Annotated in this window: 15 protein-coding genes; 9 read left to right on the forward strand and 6 right to left on the reverse strand. The window is 70.5% G+C overall.

Annotation, left to right across the window (positions count from 1 at the left end):
* Positions 1-79: 79 nt before the first annotated feature.
* Positions 80-733, forward strand: a complete 654-nt coding sequence (locus VGT80_RS09690; RefSeq protein ID WP_327455207.1) for a 2-hydroxychromene-2-carboxylate isomerase — start codon at positions 80-82, stop codon at positions 731-733.
* Here VGT80_RS09690 and VGT80_RS09695 read toward each other — a convergent pair.
* Entirely contained in the window at positions 730-1,617 is an 888-nt protein-coding gene (locus VGT80_RS09695; protein ID WP_327455209.1) for a LysR family transcriptional regulator, read from the reverse strand. The two genes, VGT80_RS09690 and VGT80_RS09695, sit on opposite strands and share 4 nt — an antisense overlap.
* Before the next feature lie 106 nt (positions 1,618-1,723).
* Between VGT80_RS09695 and VGT80_RS09700 the strand changes: the two genes are divergently transcribed.
* Genes VGT80_RS09700 through VGT80_RS09710 form a run of 3 tightly spaced genes read left to right on the forward strand, consistent with a single transcriptional unit; the run spans position 1,724 to position 5,571 of the window.
* Positions 1,724-3,688 carry a DUF3604 domain-containing protein gene (locus VGT80_RS09700; protein WP_327455211.1) on the forward strand — a complete coding sequence of 655 codons (1,965 nt, stop codon included), beginning with the start codon at positions 1,724-1,726 and terminating at the stop codon, positions 3,686-3,688.
* A gap of 12 nt (positions 3,689-3,700) precedes the next feature.
* Positions 3,701-4,567 (forward strand): peptidylprolyl isomerase, encoded by an 867-nt coding sequence (locus tag VGT80_RS09705; protein WP_327455296.1) that lies wholly within the window; start codon positions 3,701-3,703, stop codon positions 4,565-4,567.
* Positions 4,564-5,571 (forward strand): HupE/UreJ family protein, encoded by a 1,008-nt coding sequence (locus tag VGT80_RS09710; RefSeq protein ID WP_327455213.1) that lies wholly within the window; start codon positions 4,564-4,566, stop codon positions 5,569-5,571. Before VGT80_RS09705 ends, VGT80_RS09710 begins: the two co-directional genes overlap by 4 nt.
* On the opposite strand, the gene VGT80_RS09715 is transcribed toward VGT80_RS09710, so the two are convergent.
* The gene (locus VGT80_RS09715; protein ID WP_327455215.1) at positions 5,568-6,515 is read right to left on the reverse strand and encodes a UDP-glucuronic acid decarboxylase family protein; all 948 of its coding nucleotides are present in this window, start codon (positions 6,513-6,515) and stop codon (positions 5,568-5,570) included. The two genes, VGT80_RS09710 and VGT80_RS09715, sit on opposite strands and share 4 nt — an antisense overlap.
* A 233-nt stretch (positions 6,516-6,748) precedes the next feature.
* On the opposite strand from VGT80_RS09715, the gene VGT80_RS09720 reads away from it, so the two are divergent.
* The 5 genes from VGT80_RS09720 to VGT80_RS09740 are packed head-to-tail and all read left to right on the forward strand — an operon-like array spanning position 6,749 to position 12,532.
* Positions 6,749-6,997, forward strand: a complete 249-nt coding sequence (locus tag VGT80_RS09720) for an acyl carrier protein (protein ID WP_327455297.1) — start codon at positions 6,749-6,751, stop codon at positions 6,995-6,997.
* Positions 6,994-8,175 carry an acyl-CoA dehydrogenase family protein gene (locus VGT80_RS09725; RefSeq protein WP_327455217.1) on the forward strand — a complete coding sequence of 394 codons (1,182 nt, stop codon included), beginning with the start codon at positions 6,994-6,996 and terminating at the stop codon, positions 8,173-8,175. Before VGT80_RS09720 ends, VGT80_RS09725 begins: the two co-directional genes overlap by 4 nt.
* A gap of 4 nt (positions 8,176-8,179) precedes the next feature.
* Complete coding sequence (locus VGT80_RS09730) at positions 8,180-9,085, forward strand: amino acid--[acyl-carrier-protein] ligase (protein ID WP_327455219.1); 906 nt, start codon at positions 8,180-8,182, stop codon at positions 9,083-9,085.
* 22 nt (positions 9,086-9,107) lie between these two features.
* A complete protein-coding gene (locus tag VGT80_RS09735; RefSeq protein WP_327455221.1) occupies positions 9,108-10,043 on the forward strand; it encodes a DUF1839 family protein in 936 nt (311 codons plus the stop codon).
* 26 nt (positions 10,044-10,069) lie between these two features.
* A complete protein-coding gene (locus VGT80_RS09740; protein ID WP_327455223.1) occupies positions 10,070-12,532 on the forward strand; it encodes a glycosyl hydrolase 2 galactose-binding domain-containing protein in 2,463 nt (820 codons plus the stop codon).
* Here the strand turns inward: VGT80_RS09740 and VGT80_RS09745 are convergent.
* From VGT80_RS09745 to VGT80_RS09760, 4 genes are all read right to left on the reverse strand, one after another.
* A complete protein-coding gene (locus tag VGT80_RS09745) occupies positions 12,443-14,236 on the reverse strand; it encodes a serine aminopeptidase domain-containing protein (RefSeq protein ID WP_327455225.1) in 1,794 nt (597 codons plus the stop codon). The two genes, VGT80_RS09740 and VGT80_RS09745, sit on opposite strands and share 90 nt — an antisense overlap.
* A gap of 103 nt (positions 14,237-14,339) precedes the next feature.
* Positions 14,340-15,974 carry a GMC family oxidoreductase gene (locus VGT80_RS09750; protein WP_327455227.1) on the reverse strand — a complete coding sequence of 545 codons (1,635 nt, stop codon included), beginning with the start codon at positions 15,972-15,974 and terminating at the stop codon, positions 14,340-14,342.
* Between the two features lie 3 nt (positions 15,975-15,977).
* On the reverse strand, positions 15,978-16,787 hold the full coding sequence (locus VGT80_RS09755; protein ID WP_327455229.1) for an SDR family NAD(P)-dependent oxidoreductase: 810 nt from the start codon (positions 16,785-16,787) through the stop codon (positions 15,978-15,980).
* 71 nt (positions 16,788-16,858) lie between these two features.
* Positions 16,859-17,008, reverse strand: a complete 150-nt coding sequence (locus tag VGT80_RS09760) for a hypothetical protein (RefSeq protein WP_327455231.1) — start codon at positions 17,006-17,008, stop codon at positions 16,859-16,861.
* Positions 17,009-17,165 lie beyond the last annotated feature (157 nt).

The following is a 17,165-nucleotide window of genomic DNA, read 5'->3' on the forward strand; positions in this document are numbered from 1 at the left end:
CGCATTTTCTTACGCCGTCAGCCCATCTTATGGTGACCCTTGGGGGCGGGAAGGACCGCCGGCCGCGCGGGAGACGCCCATGACCCTGAGCTATGACCTCTACTGGTCGTTCCGCTCGCCCTATTCCTACATGGTGCTGCCCCGGCTCGTGGCGCTGGAGGCCGAACGCGATGTCCGCTGCGAGGTGCGGCCGGTCTATCCGCTGGCGGTGCGGACGCCGGAGTTCTTCGAGACCCGCGACCCCCTGTGGACCGCCTATTTCATGCGCGACGTGTTCCGCGAGGCGGCCTTCCTGGGACTGCCCTTCCGCTGGCCGCGGCCCGATCCCGTGCGCATGGAGAACGGCAGTTACCGTGTCGAACAGCCCTACATCCACCGCCTGACCCACCTGGGCGTCGCGGCCGTGGAACGGGGGCGTGGGCTCGCCTTCCTGAGCGAAGCCAGCGCGGTGATCTGGGGCGGCGAGGTGGAGAACTGGCACGAGGGCGGCCACCTGGCCCGCGCCGCCGAGCGCGCCGGCCTGGACTTCCCCGAGATGGCCGCCGCCGTGGATGCGGACCCCGCCCACTTCGCGGCGATCGTCGAGGCCAACCAGACCGCCCAGCGCGCGGCCGGCCATTGGGGCGTACCCATGATGGTGTTCAATAACGAGCCGTTCTTCGGCCAGGACCGCTTCGACCAGATGGTCTGGCGCATGGGCCAGCAGGGGCTCGCCGGGCGGGAAGGGGCCTAGGCGGCCGCCGCCTTGGCCGCCTCGGCGGCGGCTTTCACCACCGGCGAACGCCAGCGATCGGCGGTGGTCAGCATCCAGCATTCGTAGGGCGTGTCCCAGGTGATCGGCAGCTCGACGAGCCGGCCCTGCGCGAGCTCGGGCTGGAAGATCAGCCGCGGTCCTATGGTGAGGAGCGGCGTGGCCATGACCCGCTGCTTGATCAGGTCGAAATCGTCGGAGACGAAGGCCTGGAGGTTGGCGCGCTCCGCCTCCGTCAGGTCGCCGGCCCAGCGGCGGAAGCTCGGCACCAGCCGCGCCGTGGCCATGGGATAGGCCATCAGCTGGCGGGCGGAGAGCGGCTGAGCCTCCTGCAAGGCGGCATGGCCGGGCCGGGCGACGGCCACGTGGTCGTCCTCGACCACCTTGACCCGCATCAGGTCGCCGAACGGCTCGGTCGCCTCGAAGGTCACGAAGACCACGTCATAGCGGCCTTCCTCCAGGCCGCGCAGCAGGGATTGGGCCTTGTCCTGCTCGGTCTCCAGCTTCAGCGTCGGGAAGCGCTCGGCCATGTGCTGGACGAGCCCGGGCAAGATGGCCAGCCGCGGCACCGGGCCGACGCCGATCCGCAGCCGGCCCGCCTCGCCGTGGGTGAGCTGCTCGAGGTCGCGCTCCAGGCTGGCGACGCCATTGAGCAGCCCCTCGGCGCGTTCGGCGATGAACCGGCCGTAGGCGGTGGGCTTGGCGGCCCCGGCCGAGCGGTCGAACAGCTTGACCGCGAGCTTGCCCTCCAGCCGCGCAATGCTCTTGCTGAGCGTCGGCTGCGAGACGCGCAGGGATCGCGCCGCGCTGCTGAATCCGCCCGCGCGGCAGATCGCCAGGATCTGTTCGAGATGTCGAAGCTCCATGCCTCCAGGCTATACCATCATGCTCGGGCTGGGGGAGCCTTCGCCTTGCCAAGGCGGGCCGGGCGAGCGCCAACTGCCCCTCGGATCAGGATCGGGAGGGCGAACCATGACCAGAAGCCGAGATCGCGCGCGCGCCTGGACGGTCACCGGCGCGCTGGTGGCCATCGCCGCGGGCGGGGCCGCGATCGCGGCGAGCGACGCCGTCGCCCCGAAGCCCGCCGCCAAGGCCCCTGCGGCCCCGGCGGCCGGACCCCGGACCGCCCGCGACGCCGCCCCGCCCGGACGGCGCCTGCCCGGCTGGAACCCCGAGCGGAACGCCTATTTCGGCGACCTGCACGTCCACACCAAGCTGTCGTTCGACGCCTATATCTTCAATGTGCGGGCGACGCCCGAGGACGCCTACCGCTTCGCCAAGGGCGAGACGATCGGGCACGCGGCCGGCTTCAACATCCGGCTGGCCGGCGGGCCGCTGGACTTCGTCGCGGTGACCGACCACTCCGAGTATATCGGCGCCATGGAGGAGGCGAACGACCCGTCGAGCCCGATCTCCAAACTGCCCGTGGTCCAGGGCCTGTTCAGCCCCGATCCCAAGTCGATCCAGACGGCCTTCAATCGCATGGTCGAGGGCAACGACGCCGGAACCCTGCCCAAGGAATTCAGCGAGCGGCGGATCGTCTCGCGCGCCTGGTCGGAGATCCAGCAGGCGGCCGCGCACAACTACGCGCCGGGCCACTTCACGACCTTCGTCGGCTATGAGTACACCTCGGCGCCCAACCACCGGAACCTGCACCGCAACGTGATCTTCCGCGGCACGCAACTGCCCGACCTGCCCTACAGCGCCCTGCAGTCCAACGACCCGGAGACCCTGTGGCGCACCATGGACGGCTGGCGGGCGCGCGGCATCGAGGCCCTGGCCATCCCGCACAACGCCAACGGCTCGGACGGCATCATGTTCGACAGCGTGCGTCGCAACGGAGCGCCGATCGACAGGGCCTATGCCGAGCTGCGCGCCCGCAACGAGCCGCTCACCGAGATCACCCAGATCAAGGGCACCTCGGAGACCCATCCGTCGCTGTCGCCCAACGACGAGTGGGCGAACTTCGAGATCATGGAGCGCTACATCGGGTTCAACAAAGCGGTCACGAAGTTCCACGGCTCCTACGTTCGCCAGGCCCTGCTCGACGGCATCGAGCTGCAGGAGAAGAAGGGCTTCAACCCCTTCAAGCTCGGCTTCATCGGCTCCAGCGACACCCACAACGCGGCCCCGGGCTCGGTGGAGGAGCGGAATTTCTTCTCCAAGGTCGGCCGCATCGATGCGACGCCGGCGCAGCGCGGCTCGATCCCACCGGACGGCGCCAGGACCTGGGACGGGGTGGTCCACGATCCGGGCGCGCAGGCCGCGCGCTTCCAGGCGTGGGGCGCCTCGGGCCTGGCCGGCGTCTGGGCCGAGGAGAACAGCCGCGAGGCGATCTATGCCGCGCTCCGGCGCAAGGAAACCTTCGCCACCTCCGGCCCGCGCATCCGCGTGCGGTTCTTCGCCGGCTACGACTTCCCCGCCGATCTCGACAGGCGCACGGACCTGGTCACCCAGGCCTATGCGCACGGCGTGCCGATGGGCGGCGACCTGTTGCCCGCGAAGGGCAAGGCGCCGGCCTTTCTGATCTGGGGCGTGCGCGATCCGAACAGCGGCTATCTGCAGCGCGCGCAGGTCGTCAAAGGCTGGATCGAGAACGGGGTCGCCAAGGAGCGGGTGTTCGACGTGGCCTGTGGCGACCGCCTGACCCTCGACAAGGCCAGCTGGCGCTGCCCGGCCAACGGCGCGAGCGTCGACCTCAAGACCTGCGAGCCGACCCGCTTCAAGGGCGACGTGGAGCTGCGCACCGTCTGGCGCGACCCGACCTTCGATCCGAAGCAGCGGGCCTTCTACTATGTGCGGGTGCTGGAGAACCCCTCCTGCCGGTGGTCGACCTGGGACGCGCTGCGCAACGGCACGCCGCCCAATCCGAACCTGCCGGCGACCATCATGGAGCGGGCCTGGTCCTCGCCCATCTGGTACGAGCCGAGGGCCTAGGTCTTGGCGAGTGTGGCGCAGGCCGCGCCCAGGACGGCCCGGTTCGATCCGGCGGTGCGCGGGCTGAGGCGGATCGCGCGCGAGCCGCTGGTGCATTTCCTGATCATCGGCGGCCTGTTGTTCGGGGGGCTTCAACTGGTCCGCGGAGCGCAGCGGCCGAGCGTCACCATCTCCGAGCAGGACCTCAACCAGCTGGTCGCCTACTGGGAACTGCAGAGCGGGCGGCCGCCCACCCGCCAGGAGCTGCAGGCCATCGTCCGCGACCGCGTCGACGAGGAGCTGCTGGCTCACGAGGCCCATCGGCTGGGTCTCGACAAGGACGACATGATCATCCGCCGCCGGCTGGCGCAGAAGATGGCCTTCGCCAGCGAGGACCTGGGCGCGGTGGCCGAGCCGGACGAGGCGACGCTGCGGGCCTTCTACGATCGCCGTCGCGCCCAGTACCCGGCCCCGGCCCACGTCACCCTGCGCCACGCCTTCTTCAGCGGCGACCGCGGCGCCGAGGCGGCCCGCGCCGCGGCGATCGCGGCCCTGGCCAGAGCTCGGCGGGGCGAGGATCCCGGCGGTGATCCCTTCCTGCTGCCGCTGACCTATGCCGACGCCAGTCTGGACGACATCGAACGCGACTATGGCGCGGCCTACGCCCGGGCCGTGCGGATCGCCCCCTTGGGGACCTGGATCGGACCGGTCCCTTCGGCCTACGGCTTCCACGTCGTGAGGGTCGAGGGCCGCCAAGGCGCAACGACCGCGCGCTTCGAGACCGTCCGCGACGAGGTGCGCGACGCCTGGCTGGCGGACCGCCGCGCGGCGGCCAATGCGGCCTTCCTGGACAGCCTTCGGAAACGCTACCGGGTGGTGGTGGCGGGCCAGACGCCATGAGGCGGCTCCTGCTCGCCCTCCTGGTCTGGCTGGGCGCCGCGGCCTGCGCCTGCGCCCACGAGGTCCGGCCGGCCCTGCTGCAGATCGTCGAGCACGGCCCGCACGCCTACGACGTGACCTGGAAGCAGCCGGCCATGGGCGAGATGGTCATCCACCTGACGCCGCGCCTGTCGGGCGGCGGGCTGGACGCCGCGCCCGCAAGCCAGAGCGCCGAGCCCGGCTTCGTCGAGAAGACCTGGCGCATCACCGCGGGCCCGCCGCTGGAGGGCCAGACGGTCCGCATCGAGGGCCTGCCGGAGACGGTCACCGATGTGTTGTTGCGGATCACCACCGCCGACGGCCGCCAGATCGACGGCGTCCTGAGGCCGGCGTCGCCCACCCAGACCCTGGCCCTGGCCAGGCCGTCGGGCCTCGCCGTGCCGGCCTATCTGCGGCTGGGGGTCGAGCACATCCTCACCGGCTTCGACCACCTGCTGTTCGTGCTGGGCCTGCTGCTGCTGGTCGGGCCGAGCTGGCGGCTGGTGAAGACCATCACCGCCTTCACCCTGTCCCACAGTCTGACCCTGGCGCTGGCGGCGTTGGGCTATATCCAGTTCCCGAGCGCGGTGATCGAGGCGCTGGTGGCGCTCTCCATCGTCTTCGTGGCGACCGAACTGGCGCCTCGCCGCCGCGGCGACACGCTCGCCCGCCGGCAGCCCTGGCTGATCGCCTTTTCCTTCGGCCTGCTGCACGGCATGGCCTTCGCCGGCGCCCTGGCGGAGATCGGCCTGCCGGCCAAGGCCGCGCCCCAGGCGCTGTTCCTGTTCAACGTCGGGGTGGAGATCGGTCAGCTGAGCTTCATCGCCGCGGTCCTGGCCCTGCTCTGGCTGGTCCGCCGTACGCCGGCGCGCGGCGTGCTGGCGCGCCCGCTGGTGACCCGCTGGGCGCCGGCCTACGCGATCGGCGGCCTTTCGGCCTTCTGGCTGATCGAGCGGATATCAACCGCGGTCGGCGGGCCGGCCTAGGCCACGCCTTCCTTCAGGAGCTCGTCGAAGTAGGCGATGGTCCGCGTCACGCCTTCCTTGAGCTGGATGGTCGGCTCCCAGTCGAGGATCGCCTTGGCCTTGGAGATGTCCGGCTGGCGCTGGCGCGGATCGTCCTGCGGCAGGGGCCGGTGCTCGATCTTCGACTTCGAGCCGGTCAGCTCCAGCACGGTCTCGGCGAGCTGTTTCATGGTGAACTCGCCGGGATTGCCCAGGTTGATCGGGCCGGTGATCTCGTCGCCGGTGTCCATCAGGCGCAGGAATCCCTCCACCAGGTCGTCGACGAAACAGAACGAGCGGGTCTGCTGGCCATCGCCATAGAGGGTGATGACCTCGCCCTTCAGGGCCTGGACCACGAAGTTGGACACCACGCGCCCGTCGTTGGGGTGCATGCGCGGGCCATAGGTGTTGAAGATCCGCGCCACCTTGATGCGCAGCTTGTGCTGGCGGTGGTAGTCGAAGAACAGGGTCTCGGCGCAGCGCTTGCCTTCGTCGTAGCAGGAGCGGAAGCCGATGGGGTTGACGTTGCCCCAGTATTCCTCGGTCTGCGGATGGATGGTCGGGTCGCCATAGACCTCGCTGGTGGACGACTGGAAGATCTTCGCCCGCCGGCGCTTGGCCAGCCCCAGCATGTTGATGGCGCCGTGCACGGACGTCTTCGTCGTCTGCACCGGATCGAACTGGTAGTGGATCGGGGAGGCCGGGCAGGCGAGGTTGTAGATCTCGTCCACCTCGACGAAGAGCGGGAAGGTCACGTCGTGGCGCATCAGCTCGAAGTTCTGGTCGTCCAGCAGCCGTGACACATTGCGCCGTGTGCCGGTGTAGAAGTTGTCGACGCACAGCACCTCGTGCCCCTGGGCCAGCAACCGCTCGCACAGGTGCGAGCCGATGAACCCGGCGCCGCCGGTGACAAGAATCCGCTTCATGAGTTGGCTTTCGAAGGCTGCGCTGAGTGCGGGTGCACGATCTCAGATTCTATATCGCGCGGCGCGCTGATTTGAGCCGCGCTTTCGAGATGCACTCCGTCGGGAGGCCGACAAAGGACGGAAAATCCATAGCTTTGCAACAACGAGGCTTGGCCGTGCGTTCACAGGCTCGGCCGGAAAGGACGGGTCCGGCGCAGTTCACTTTGTGACTCGGGAAGGGACGGCTCGGGATGATGGAAAAAATCCGCGAATTGATCGAACAGCACGCCGGCTTGCCGCCGGGCGCCGGCGAGATCGCTGACGACACCGATCTCTATCGCGCGGGCATGAAGTCCTTCGCCTCGGTGCAGCTGATGCTGGCCATCGAGGAGACGTTCGAGATCGAATTCCCGGAGGAGATGCTCAATCGGGCGACCTTCCGCAGCGCCAGCGCCATCGCCCAGGCCGTGGAGCAGCTCTCGTCGGGGTCGATGGCCGCATGAAACCGCTCGGCGACGTGGCGGGCGCGAGCCTCGCCGAGCGCGTGCAGGCCGCGGTCGAGGCGGCCGCCCAGCACGCCGAAGCCGTTGACCGCGAGGGCCGCTTCCCGATCGAGGCCGTGGAAGCCCTGCGCGACAACCGCCTGATGGGGTTCGCCGTGCCGCCGGAGCTCGGCGGCGAGGGCGCGGGACTGGCCGACATCGCCCCGATCTGCACCACGCTGGGGACCGCCTGCGCTTCGACGGCGATGGTCTTCGCCATGCACCACATCTGCCTGGCGAACCTGATCGACTGCGGCCTCGAGAGCCCCTGGCATCGCGAGCTGATGCACCGGGCGACCACCGAGCAGCTGCTGTTCGCCTCCTCCACCACCGAGGCCGGGGTCGGCGGGGACCTGCGCCAGTCGATCTGCGCCGTCGAGGCGGACGGCGCGGCGTTCAACCTCGCCAAGGCCGCGCCGGTGATCTCCTACGGCGAGGAGACCGACGCCATCTTCGCGACCGCGAGGCGCGATCCGGACGCGCCCTCATCCGACCAGGTGCTCTGCGTCCTGCTCGCCGACCAGTACGAGCTGGAACGGGTTTCGACCTGGGACGCGCTCGGCATGCGCGGCACCTGCAGCCACGGCTTCCGCTTCAAGGCGACGGCGCCCATCGAGCAGATCCTGCCGCGGCCGTTCGCCGACATCGCCGCGGAATCGATGATCGCCGGCTCGCACATCCTGTGGTCCAGCGTCTGGTGCGGCATCGCGGCCGACGCCATGGCCAAGGCGCAGGCCTTCGTCATCGCCGAGGCTCGCAAGTCGCCCGGTTCGCCGCCCGCCAGCGCCACCAAGCTCGCCGAAGCCTATGCGAGGTTCCGCACCATCGAGGCGACGATCGCCGACGCGCTGGCCCGCTGGGCCGCCATGCGCGCCGCGCCGGAACGGGCCGCCACCGTGGGCTTCAGCCTGGCCATGAACGCCCTGAAGGTCTCGGTCTCCACCACCGCCCTGCAGGTGGTCGAGGACGCCCTGATGATCTGTGGCCTGCAGGGCTACAAGAACTCCGGCCCCTACGGCCTCGGCCGGCCCCTGCGCGACATCCATTCCGCGCGGCTGATGATCTCCAACGACCGGATCATGGCCGGCGCCGGCCAGATGATGCTGATCCAGCGCCCCGCCGCGGCCCGGAGGGCCTGACCCCATGGACGCGCAACCCAAGCTGCTGGACCAGATGATCGCTGCGGGTCTCCTGGTGCCCACTGGCGTCGACGGCCTCTACGGCCGCAGCGGCGTGTTCGAGGATGTCATTGCCCGCTTCGAGGCCCTGGTCACCGGAATCGGCGAGCCGGATGGCGCCGAGGTGCTGCGCTTCCCCCCCGGCATCTCCATGCAGCTCCTGAAGACCAGCGGCTACATGAAGAGCTTCCCGCAGCTCGCCGGCACGGTGCACAGCTTCTGCGGCGACGACGGTCAGCACGCCGCGCTGATCGAGAAACTCGACGCGGGTGAGGACTGGACGGGAGACCAGTGCTGCACCGACATCGCGCTCACGCCGGCCGCCTGCTACCCGCTCTATCCGATGCTGGCCGCCCAGGGGACGCTGCCGGCCGAGGGGCGGCTGTTCGACGTGCAGTCCTACTGCTTCCGCCACGAACCCTCGACCGACCCCTGCCGGATGCAGCTGTTCCGTATGCGCGAGTATGTGCGGGCCGGCACGGCGGAGCAGGTGCAGGCCTTCCGCGCCGGCTGGATCGAGCGCGCCAAGGAATTGATCGGAAAGCTGGAATTGCCGTTCGACGTCGTGCCGGCGAACGATCCTTTTTTTGGCCGCGCCGGCAAGATGATGAAACTTAGCCAGCGTGAGCAAGGTTTGAAGCTCGAAATGGTGATCCCCGTTGCCAATGCCCAGCCGACCGCCTGCCTGAGCTTCAACTATCACCAGGACCACTTCGCGAGCACCTGGGGGGTGCGGCTGGCGGATGGGACCCTGGCGCACACGGGCTGTGTGGGTTTCGGTCTGGAGCGGCTGGCCCTGGCGCTGTTCAAGCGTCACGGCCCGGAGGTGCAGGGGTGGCCATCGCGTGTCCGTGGCCTCCTGTGGGGTTGAGTTGAAAGCCTGTCTGCCGAGAGTGACCGTCGAGAGTTTCCGGCCCCACCGGCTTCACGGGCGGGACCGTTGCTGGACGGAGACCAACTGCTACATCGATCTGTGGATCGAGATCCTGCACGCGCTCGGGCTGCCCCCCGAGGCGGCGCTGGGCTTCACCGCGGCGCAGGACTTCGAGGGCGACCAGTTCACCTTCACCAAGTTCCCGCTGGAGGACCTGGAGACGCTCTATGGGCTGAAGGCCACGGAACTCGCCATCTACGAGCCGGTCGAGCAGCATGTGCTGCGCCAGATGGCCCGCAAGCGGATGTGCCTCGTGGAGGTCGATCCCTTCTTCCTGCCGGACACCGAGGGCACGACCTACCGCTTCGAGCACGGCAAGACGACGATCGCTGCGAACCGCCTCGACCCCGAGGCCCGGCGGCTCGAGTATTTCCACAACGCCAGCTACGCGGTGGCCGAGGGCGAGGACTTCGACGGCATCTTCCCCTCCTGGGAGGGCGGCCGCCCCGGGATGTGGCCCTATGTGGAATTCACCACCCTCGAGCCGGTCCGGCGGACCCCCGAGGCCTTGCGGGCGATCGCCTGGGAGCTGTTCGCCTGGCACATGACCCGCCGGCCAAGCGCCAACCCGATCCGCGCCTTCCAGGCCGCCGCGCCGGAGCAGATCGAGCGTCTGAACGGCTCCGAGCAGTCGTTCCACGCCTACGCCTTCCACAACCTGCGCCTGATGGGCGCCAACTTCGAACTCCTCGGCTCGGGCCTCGCCTGGCTGCAGGCCGACGATCCTCGCGCCCAGCTCTGCCGCCGGATCGCCGAGACGGCGAAGACGGCGCAGTTCCAGCTCGCGCGCACGGTGCTGCGCCGCAAGCTCGAGGGCTTCGCCCCGACCCTCGATCCCGCCGCCGAAGCCTGGGACGCGCTGTTCGACGTGGCCCAGGCGCGCGACGCCGCCTGAAACGCCCGATGACGCGTTAAGGCCGGATGGGGCCCATCAAGGGGATCACCGGAACGCGCGTCGTCAGCCTGGACGAAGGCTGGCGCCTGGCCCTGACCGCGCCGGGCGAGTGCGCCACGCCGGCCGAGGCCGGGGCGCTGGCCGACTGGATCCCCGCCCGCGCGCCCGGAACGGTCGCCCAGGCGTTGGAGGTCGCCGGGCGCTGGCGGCGTGACGCGCCCGAGCCGCTGCACGACAAGGACGCCTGGTGGCGGCTTGACCTTGCCGAAGGCGGCCGCCGGCGCCTGTGCTTCGACGGCCTGGCGACCCTTGCCGAGGTCTGGATCGACGAAACGCCGCTGCTGACCTCGTCGTCGATGTTCCAGCCGCAGGCGGTTGAGGTCGAGATCGCGCCGGGCGCGACCCTGTGGATCTGCTTCCGCGCGCTGGCGCCGCGGCTGGCCGCAAAGGGGCCCCGCGCCCGCTGGCGACCGTTCATGATCGAGGCCCAGGGGCTGCGGCTCGTCCGCACGACCTTGCTCGGCCACATGGGCGGCTGGTGCCCGCCGATCCATGCGGTGGGGCCCTGGCGGCCGATCCGGCTGATCGAGGACGGACCGGCGCGCGTGGCCGAGGTGAAGCTGCGGCCGACCTGGGGCGACGACGGCGCGACGCTGGGGCTGGAGGCGACGATCCACGGCCTGCCGGATGGCGCGCGCCTCGACTGCGCCGGCGCCTCGACAGCGCTGGAGTCGCTGGGCGGCGACCGTTTCCGGGCCCGCCTCCACTGTCCAGCCGCGCAACCCTGGCAGCCCCACACGCATGGCGACCAGCCACTCTATCCGGTGCGTGTCCGGGCGGGCGATATCGAGATCGACCTGGGCCGCACCGGCTTTCGCCGCATCGAGGTGGATCGTGAGGCCGACGGGCAGGGGTTCGCCCTGAAGGTCAACGGCGCGGCGGTGTTCGCCCGGGGCGCCGTCTGGGTCCCGCCGGACCTCGTGGGCCTGGTCTGCGACCGCGCCACGGTCGAGCCGATCCTGCGCCGGATGCGCGAGGCCGGGATGAACATGGTCCGGGTCACCGGCGTGGGGGTCTATGAGGGCCGGGCGTTCTTCGAGCTGTGCGACGAGCTCGGCCTCCTCGTCTGGCACGACTTCATGCTCGCCAATTTCGACTATCCCACGGGCGATCCGGGGTTCGTGGATCAGGTGCGCGCCGAGGCCGAGGCCTTCCTCGCGGGCGTGCAGGGATCGCCGTCCCTGGCCGTGCTCTGCGGCGGCAGCGAGGTGATGCAGCAGGCCGCCATGATGGGCCTCGCGCCCGGTAGCCTGGCGTGGCCGCTGTTCGACGATGTGCTGGCGCAAGCGGCCGAGCGGTTCGCGCCTGGCGTCGCGTTCGTGCCCAACACGCCGTGGGGCGGGCCGTTGCCGTTCGTGGCGAACCAGGGCGTCACCCACTACTACGGCGTCGGCGCCTACGAGCGGCCGCTCGGCGATGCGCGGGCCGCCGGCGTGCGGTTCGCCAGCGAGTGCCTGGCTTTCGCCAATGTTCCGCAGCCTCAGACCCTCGCCCACGCGCTGACCGCGCCGGCCGTCCACGATCCCCGCTGGAAGGCCCGCGTGCCCCGCGACCGCGGCGCGAGCTGGGACTTCGAGGACGTGCGCGACCACTATCTGCAACGGCTCTATGGCTGCGACCCCTACGCGCTGAGGCGCATCGATCCGGCGCTCTACCTGGACCTGTCGCGCAAGGTCAGCGGCGACGTCATGGCCGCGGTGTTCGCCGAGTGGCGGCGCGCCGCCTCACCGTGCGCGGGGGGGCTCGTCTGGTTGCTCAAGGACTTCGAGCCGGGCGCCGGCTGGGGCCTGATCGATGCCCTAGGAGAGCCGAAACCCTGCTGGTACGCCCTGAAGCGGGTGTTGCAGCCGCGGCAGGTGCTGCTGACCGACGAGGGCGTCAACGGCCTCGCCGTCCGTGTGCTGAATGAGCGGCCCGAGCCACTCGCCGCCGAGCTGCGGCTGGCGGTGTTCGGGGCCGAGCCCGGGCCGCTGATCGACGTGCGCCGCGCGCTGGAGCTGCCGGCTGGCGGCGCGGTCGAGCTCTCGGCCTTCGACCTGATCGGCCGCTTTTTCGATGTGTCCTACGCCTACCGCTTCGGCCCGCGGGCCCATGAGGCGGTGGCGGCGCAACTGATCGGGCCGGACGGCGACATCATCTCCGAGGCCTGCCACCTGCTCGCGCCGCCGATCGCGGGCGAGGGCGAGGTCGCGATCGCGCTGAGCGAGGCGGTCGAAGGCTGGACGCTCGCGCTCACCGCGCAGCGGTTGCAGCCCTATGTTCACATCGCCGATGCGGCGTTCGAGCCTTCGGACGACGGCTTCGTCCTGCTGCCCGGCGAGACGAAGCGGGTGCGGCTGTCAGGTCGGCAGCAGGCCGCGACCGGCCGGCCGCAGGGCGAAGCGCTCGCGCTCGGCGGCCGGGTCCTGGGCGGCTACGGCCTGGGCTGAGGTCTCCGGGCCGGCCAGCGCCGTCTCGCGGATCAGCGCCAGCAGGGCCTCGCGCGCCGCCCTCGGCGTCAGGGCGTGGTCCGCGCCCTCCAGGAAGCTCAGGCGCAGGTCGCCGTAGCGGCGCAGCCGGGCGCCCTCCGCGCCGAAGAACTGGCGGAACACCTCGTGCGCCTCGCGGTCGCGGCTGATCAGCAGGTTCACCCGCACGCCGCGCTTCTGCAGGCCGCCGAAGGTCTCGCGAATCTGCCGCCGCCGCTGGCGCGCCTGGCCTTGCAGGGTGGCGTGGGCGAGCGCGATCGACGCCGAGCCGAACTTGGCCAGCGCCACGTCGAGGTCCACATCGCCGCGCAGCCAGCGCATGAACAGCTTGGCGGGGTTGCGCACCTGTTTGCGGTAGTAGCCCACCTTCTCGCTGGCGGCGTCGAATTCCCCGCTGTTGTTCCAGATGTAGCGCAGCTGGTTGACCAGGATGATGTCGCTGATGCGCGGGTCCCGCGCGGCGGCGTTGAAAGCCGCGAAGGCGCCGGAACAGCGGCCAACCGGCAGGACGGGCCCCAGGCCGCGCGCCATCAGCCAGTCGAATCCGGCGCGGGCGTCATCGATGTGGCGTTCGTCATAGAGCTGGACGGACTCCCCGGTCAGCGGGCCGGCCGCGTCGCCCACGTCGCTGGCGTCCATGCGGAAGGAGGCGATGCCCTCGCGGGCCAGGGTTCGCGCCTGTTCCACCGCGCCGCGCGCCCAGCCGATATGCGGATCTCCCCCGGCGCCCAGCATCAGCACGGTGGCGCCGCGCCGCGCGCCGCGCGGCTCGCACAACACCCCGCACAGCCGGTGGTCGGCGCCGAAGCGGACGGTGGTCTCGACGAAGTCCGGCGCCTCCAGGATGGCCGCGGCAGGCTCAGACGGGCCGATCGGCGGCCCGCCGGCGCCCAGCGTCGTCGTCACCCAGTCCACCACTGCCTCCAGCGTCTCGCGCGGCGGACGGGCGACCGTCGGGTTGCCGATGGCCTGGTCGTAGGCGGCGTAGGAGGTTTCGCTCACCGCTCCGCCCAGTTCGTCCAGCCGGCGGACCAGCTTCAGCTCCGCGACCCGGCCGCGCAGGGCCAGGAGGGTCGGCGGCAGCCGGACGGCGCCGGCCAGCATGTCGAGGGCGGCGATCTCCTCGCGCAGGCCTTCGGGCAAGGCGAAGCCGGCGACCGCGCCCGGGGCGGTCGACCCGGTCTCCAGCTGCATGGCCTCGGCGACCGTCAGGCCCCAGACCGACAGCTCGCGCAGGTATTCCCGGCCGCGGACGATCGGGGCCAGCAGGGCGAGCCCCGCGGCGTCCAGCTCGGTCGCAACGGCCGCGGCCAGGCTGGCGCCCAGCCCTTGGCCGACCAGGACGATGTGTTTGGCCCCGGAGAGCGTCCGCAGCTCCTCCGCGGCGCGGCGGATCGAGGTCTTCAGGGTCTCCAGCGAAACCACGTCCTCGGCGTCGCCCAGGCTGTCGCCGGTTCCGGGATAGTCGAAGCGCAGCGTGGGGAAGCCGGCCGCGGCGAAGGCGTCGCCGAGCATCCGCCAGGCCCGCCGCAGGCACAGCGCCTCATATCCCCAGGGGCTGCAAAGCAGGACCGCGGTGCGGCCTTGGGCGGGGTGCAGCCAGCCCGCACAGCCGTCGAACGCGACCGGCCGAGCGATCCGATGAGCCGCCTCGGTTGCTTCCATAGTCCAGCCTCCGGGGGGCAAAACCATGAATCCACGGCAGAGTTCCGAAAACGGCCGGAAGATGGCGCCTTAACCTATGCTAGTCCGGCCTGGTGACGCGGCGTCAGCTTAGGCTTTCGGCCGCCGCGTGGCCCTTCGGCCGGGGTCGTTTGGCAGCCTTCGCGGCCGGCTTTCGGGCGCCCAGCCGCTCGATAAGGTGGTCGCCAACTCTCAGGGCGTTGGCGACCAGCGTCAGGGTCGGATTCACCGCCCCCACCGAGGGGAAGAAGCTGGTGTCGACCACATAGAGGTTGTCCAGCTGATGGGCCTTGCACCACGGGTCCAGGGCGGCGGCGGCCGGGTCCTTGCCGAACCGCACCGTCCCCGCCTGGTGGGCGGTGCCGTAGAGCGGCAGCAGGCTGTCGAACTGCAGGTGGTGCTGCGAGATCGGGTGGGCGTGGTCCACGAAGCCGTCCAGCGAGGCCTTCAGCTTGGCCACCAGCCGCTCGTGGCCCTCGAGGTTGTTGTAGGCGTAGTCGAGGTTGATCCGCCCGTCGGCCGACAGCCGGACGCGGTTCTGCGGCAGCGGCAGGTCCTCGGAGATCACCAGCATCGATAGCATCCGCTGCGCCAGCGCCTCGCTGATGACGTCGGGCACCAGGCCCGGCGGCAACCAGTCGGAGACCTGGCCTTCCAGCGTCTGGCCGGACATGTATTCCAGCAGCTGGATATGCCCCATGGGCAGGTCGTAGCCGCCGGCCGGATCGCCCCAGTAGAAGTCGTTCACAGCCAGGGTCTTCGGGAAGGTGACGTCGACCGCCGCCTCGGTCAGCGAGACCATGGCCGTCAGGGTGTGGAACATGTAGTTGCGCCCCACCTGGTCGGAGCCGTTGGCGAGGCCGTCGGGGTGCGCGGCATTGGCCGAGGCCAGCAGGACCGCCGCGCTGTTCGCCGCGCCGGCCGCCAGCACCACGATATCGCCGGTCCAGCGCTCCTCGCCCCCCTCGGTCTGGCAGACCACCTCGGTGACCGACTTGCCGGTCGGATCGGTCTCCAGGCGGATCACCTTGCGGCCGGTGAGCAGGGTGACGTTCTCGACGCCCAGCAGGGGCTCGATGGCCAGGGTCCGGGCGTCGGACTTCGCCTTCACCAGGCAGGGGTAGCCGCCGCAGGTCTTGCAGCGGATGCAGGGCGAGGTGACCGGATGGGCCTGGTCCAGATTGATCCCCAGGGGCAGGGAGAAGGGCTTCCAGCCTTGCGTCTCCCAGTGGGTCTTGAGCAGAGCCACGCCGGGGTCGTGATGCACGGCGGCGTAGGCGTAGGGCGGTTCGTCGCCGTGCTCGGTGGGATCCTCGCCACGAGCGCCGTGCACGCGCCAAGAGGTCTCGGCCTCGGCATAGTAGGGCGCAAGGTCGGCCAGGCTGATCGGCCAGGCGGGCGAGGTCCCACCGCCGTGCTGCACCTCCTCGAAGTCGCGGTCGCGCAGCCGCATGAGCGCCGCGCCATAGAAGGTGGTGTTGCCGCCGACCCAGTAGTGGGTGTTGGGCGTGAACGGCTTGCCGGTCTTATCGTACCACTTCTCTTGAGTTCGATATCTGTGCTGGACGAAGACCGCGCGCGGGTTCCAATTCTCCGCCTCGCGGGGCAGATGCTCGCCGCGTTCGAGGATCAGGATCGACTTGCCGGTGGGCGCCAGCCGCTGGGCGATCGTCCCGCCGCCCGCGCCGGAACCGATGACGATGACGTCGAAATGCGCCACGGCTCAATCCTCCAGATGGTACTTGGCCGCCCCGCGGCGGATCGCGGCGCCGACCAGGGATTCGGGCAGGTAGCGGAGCAGGGCGGCGGCCAGCTGGTTGTGCCAGCCGGGCACCACGACGACCTTGCCCCGCAGGTTGGCCGCGATGGCGATCCGGACGACCTCGTCCGCCGTCTGGAAGAAGCGCCGCGGCGCCTCGTCCATCATCGCCTGGGTGCCATTCACCTGCGCGAACTCGGTGAGGGTGAAGCCCGGACAGACCGCGGTCACCCGCAGACCCTTGGCGCGATACTCCGCGTCCAGCGCCTGGGAAAACTTGATCGCCAGGCTCTTGGCGCCCGGATAGAGGGTGTGGCCGGCGGCGCCGGGCGCAAAACCCGCCAGCGAAGCGACGTTGACGATCGCCCCGCCGCCGCGCTCGACCATGCCGGGGATCACCCCGTAGGCCAGGCCGCAGGCGTTCACCACCAGGGTCATCAGGAAGTCCCGTTGCCGCGCCCAGGGCACGCCGGTGAAGCTCTGGGCGATACCGAAGCCGGCGTTGTTGACCAGCACGTCGACATGGCGGCCGCGGGCTTCGATGGCGGCCAGGATCGGCGCTTGGGCGTCCAGCACGGCCAGGTCGGCGGGAATGGCGAAGGCCTCGACGCCGTGGGCGGTCGTGAGCTCAGCGGCCAGCGCCTCCAGCCGGTCGCCGCGGCGGGCGACTAGCGCCAGGTCATGACCGCGCGCCGCATAGGCCCGCGCGAACGCGGCCCCGATGCCGGCCGACGCGCCGGTGACCAGGGCGAGCGGCCGCAACTCTGATGTCATGTCGAGGCCCGCTCCCGGATTCGCCGGCACTGTGCGGCCGGCGCAGGCGAGCGGTCAAACCCAGGCGGAAACTAAGCCCGGCGGCGGACCGTCTCGGGGGTCAGCCGGCGGCGCACGGCGAGCGCGCCGAAGAAACTGGCCAGCAGCACCGGCCCGAAGGTGAAAAGCGGATGCAGGGTCGCGAAACCGAGCGGTCCGTCGAACGCACTGAGGTGGGTCATGCCACATCTCCCTCACGGCGGAGCGACGCCCATCAATGCGCGCCGTCACAACCATCAGACAACGCGCGGGGCGCACAAACGATTAACGCGCCATGACAGGCGATCCGTCGCTTGGCGCCTGCGACTTCACCATCGGCTGCCCTTCACGTGTCACGAA

The sequence above is a fragment of the Phenylobacterium sp. genome (assembly GCF_035944335.1).
GTDB lineage: Bacteria > Pseudomonadota > Alphaproteobacteria > Caulobacterales > Caulobacteraceae > Phenylobacterium.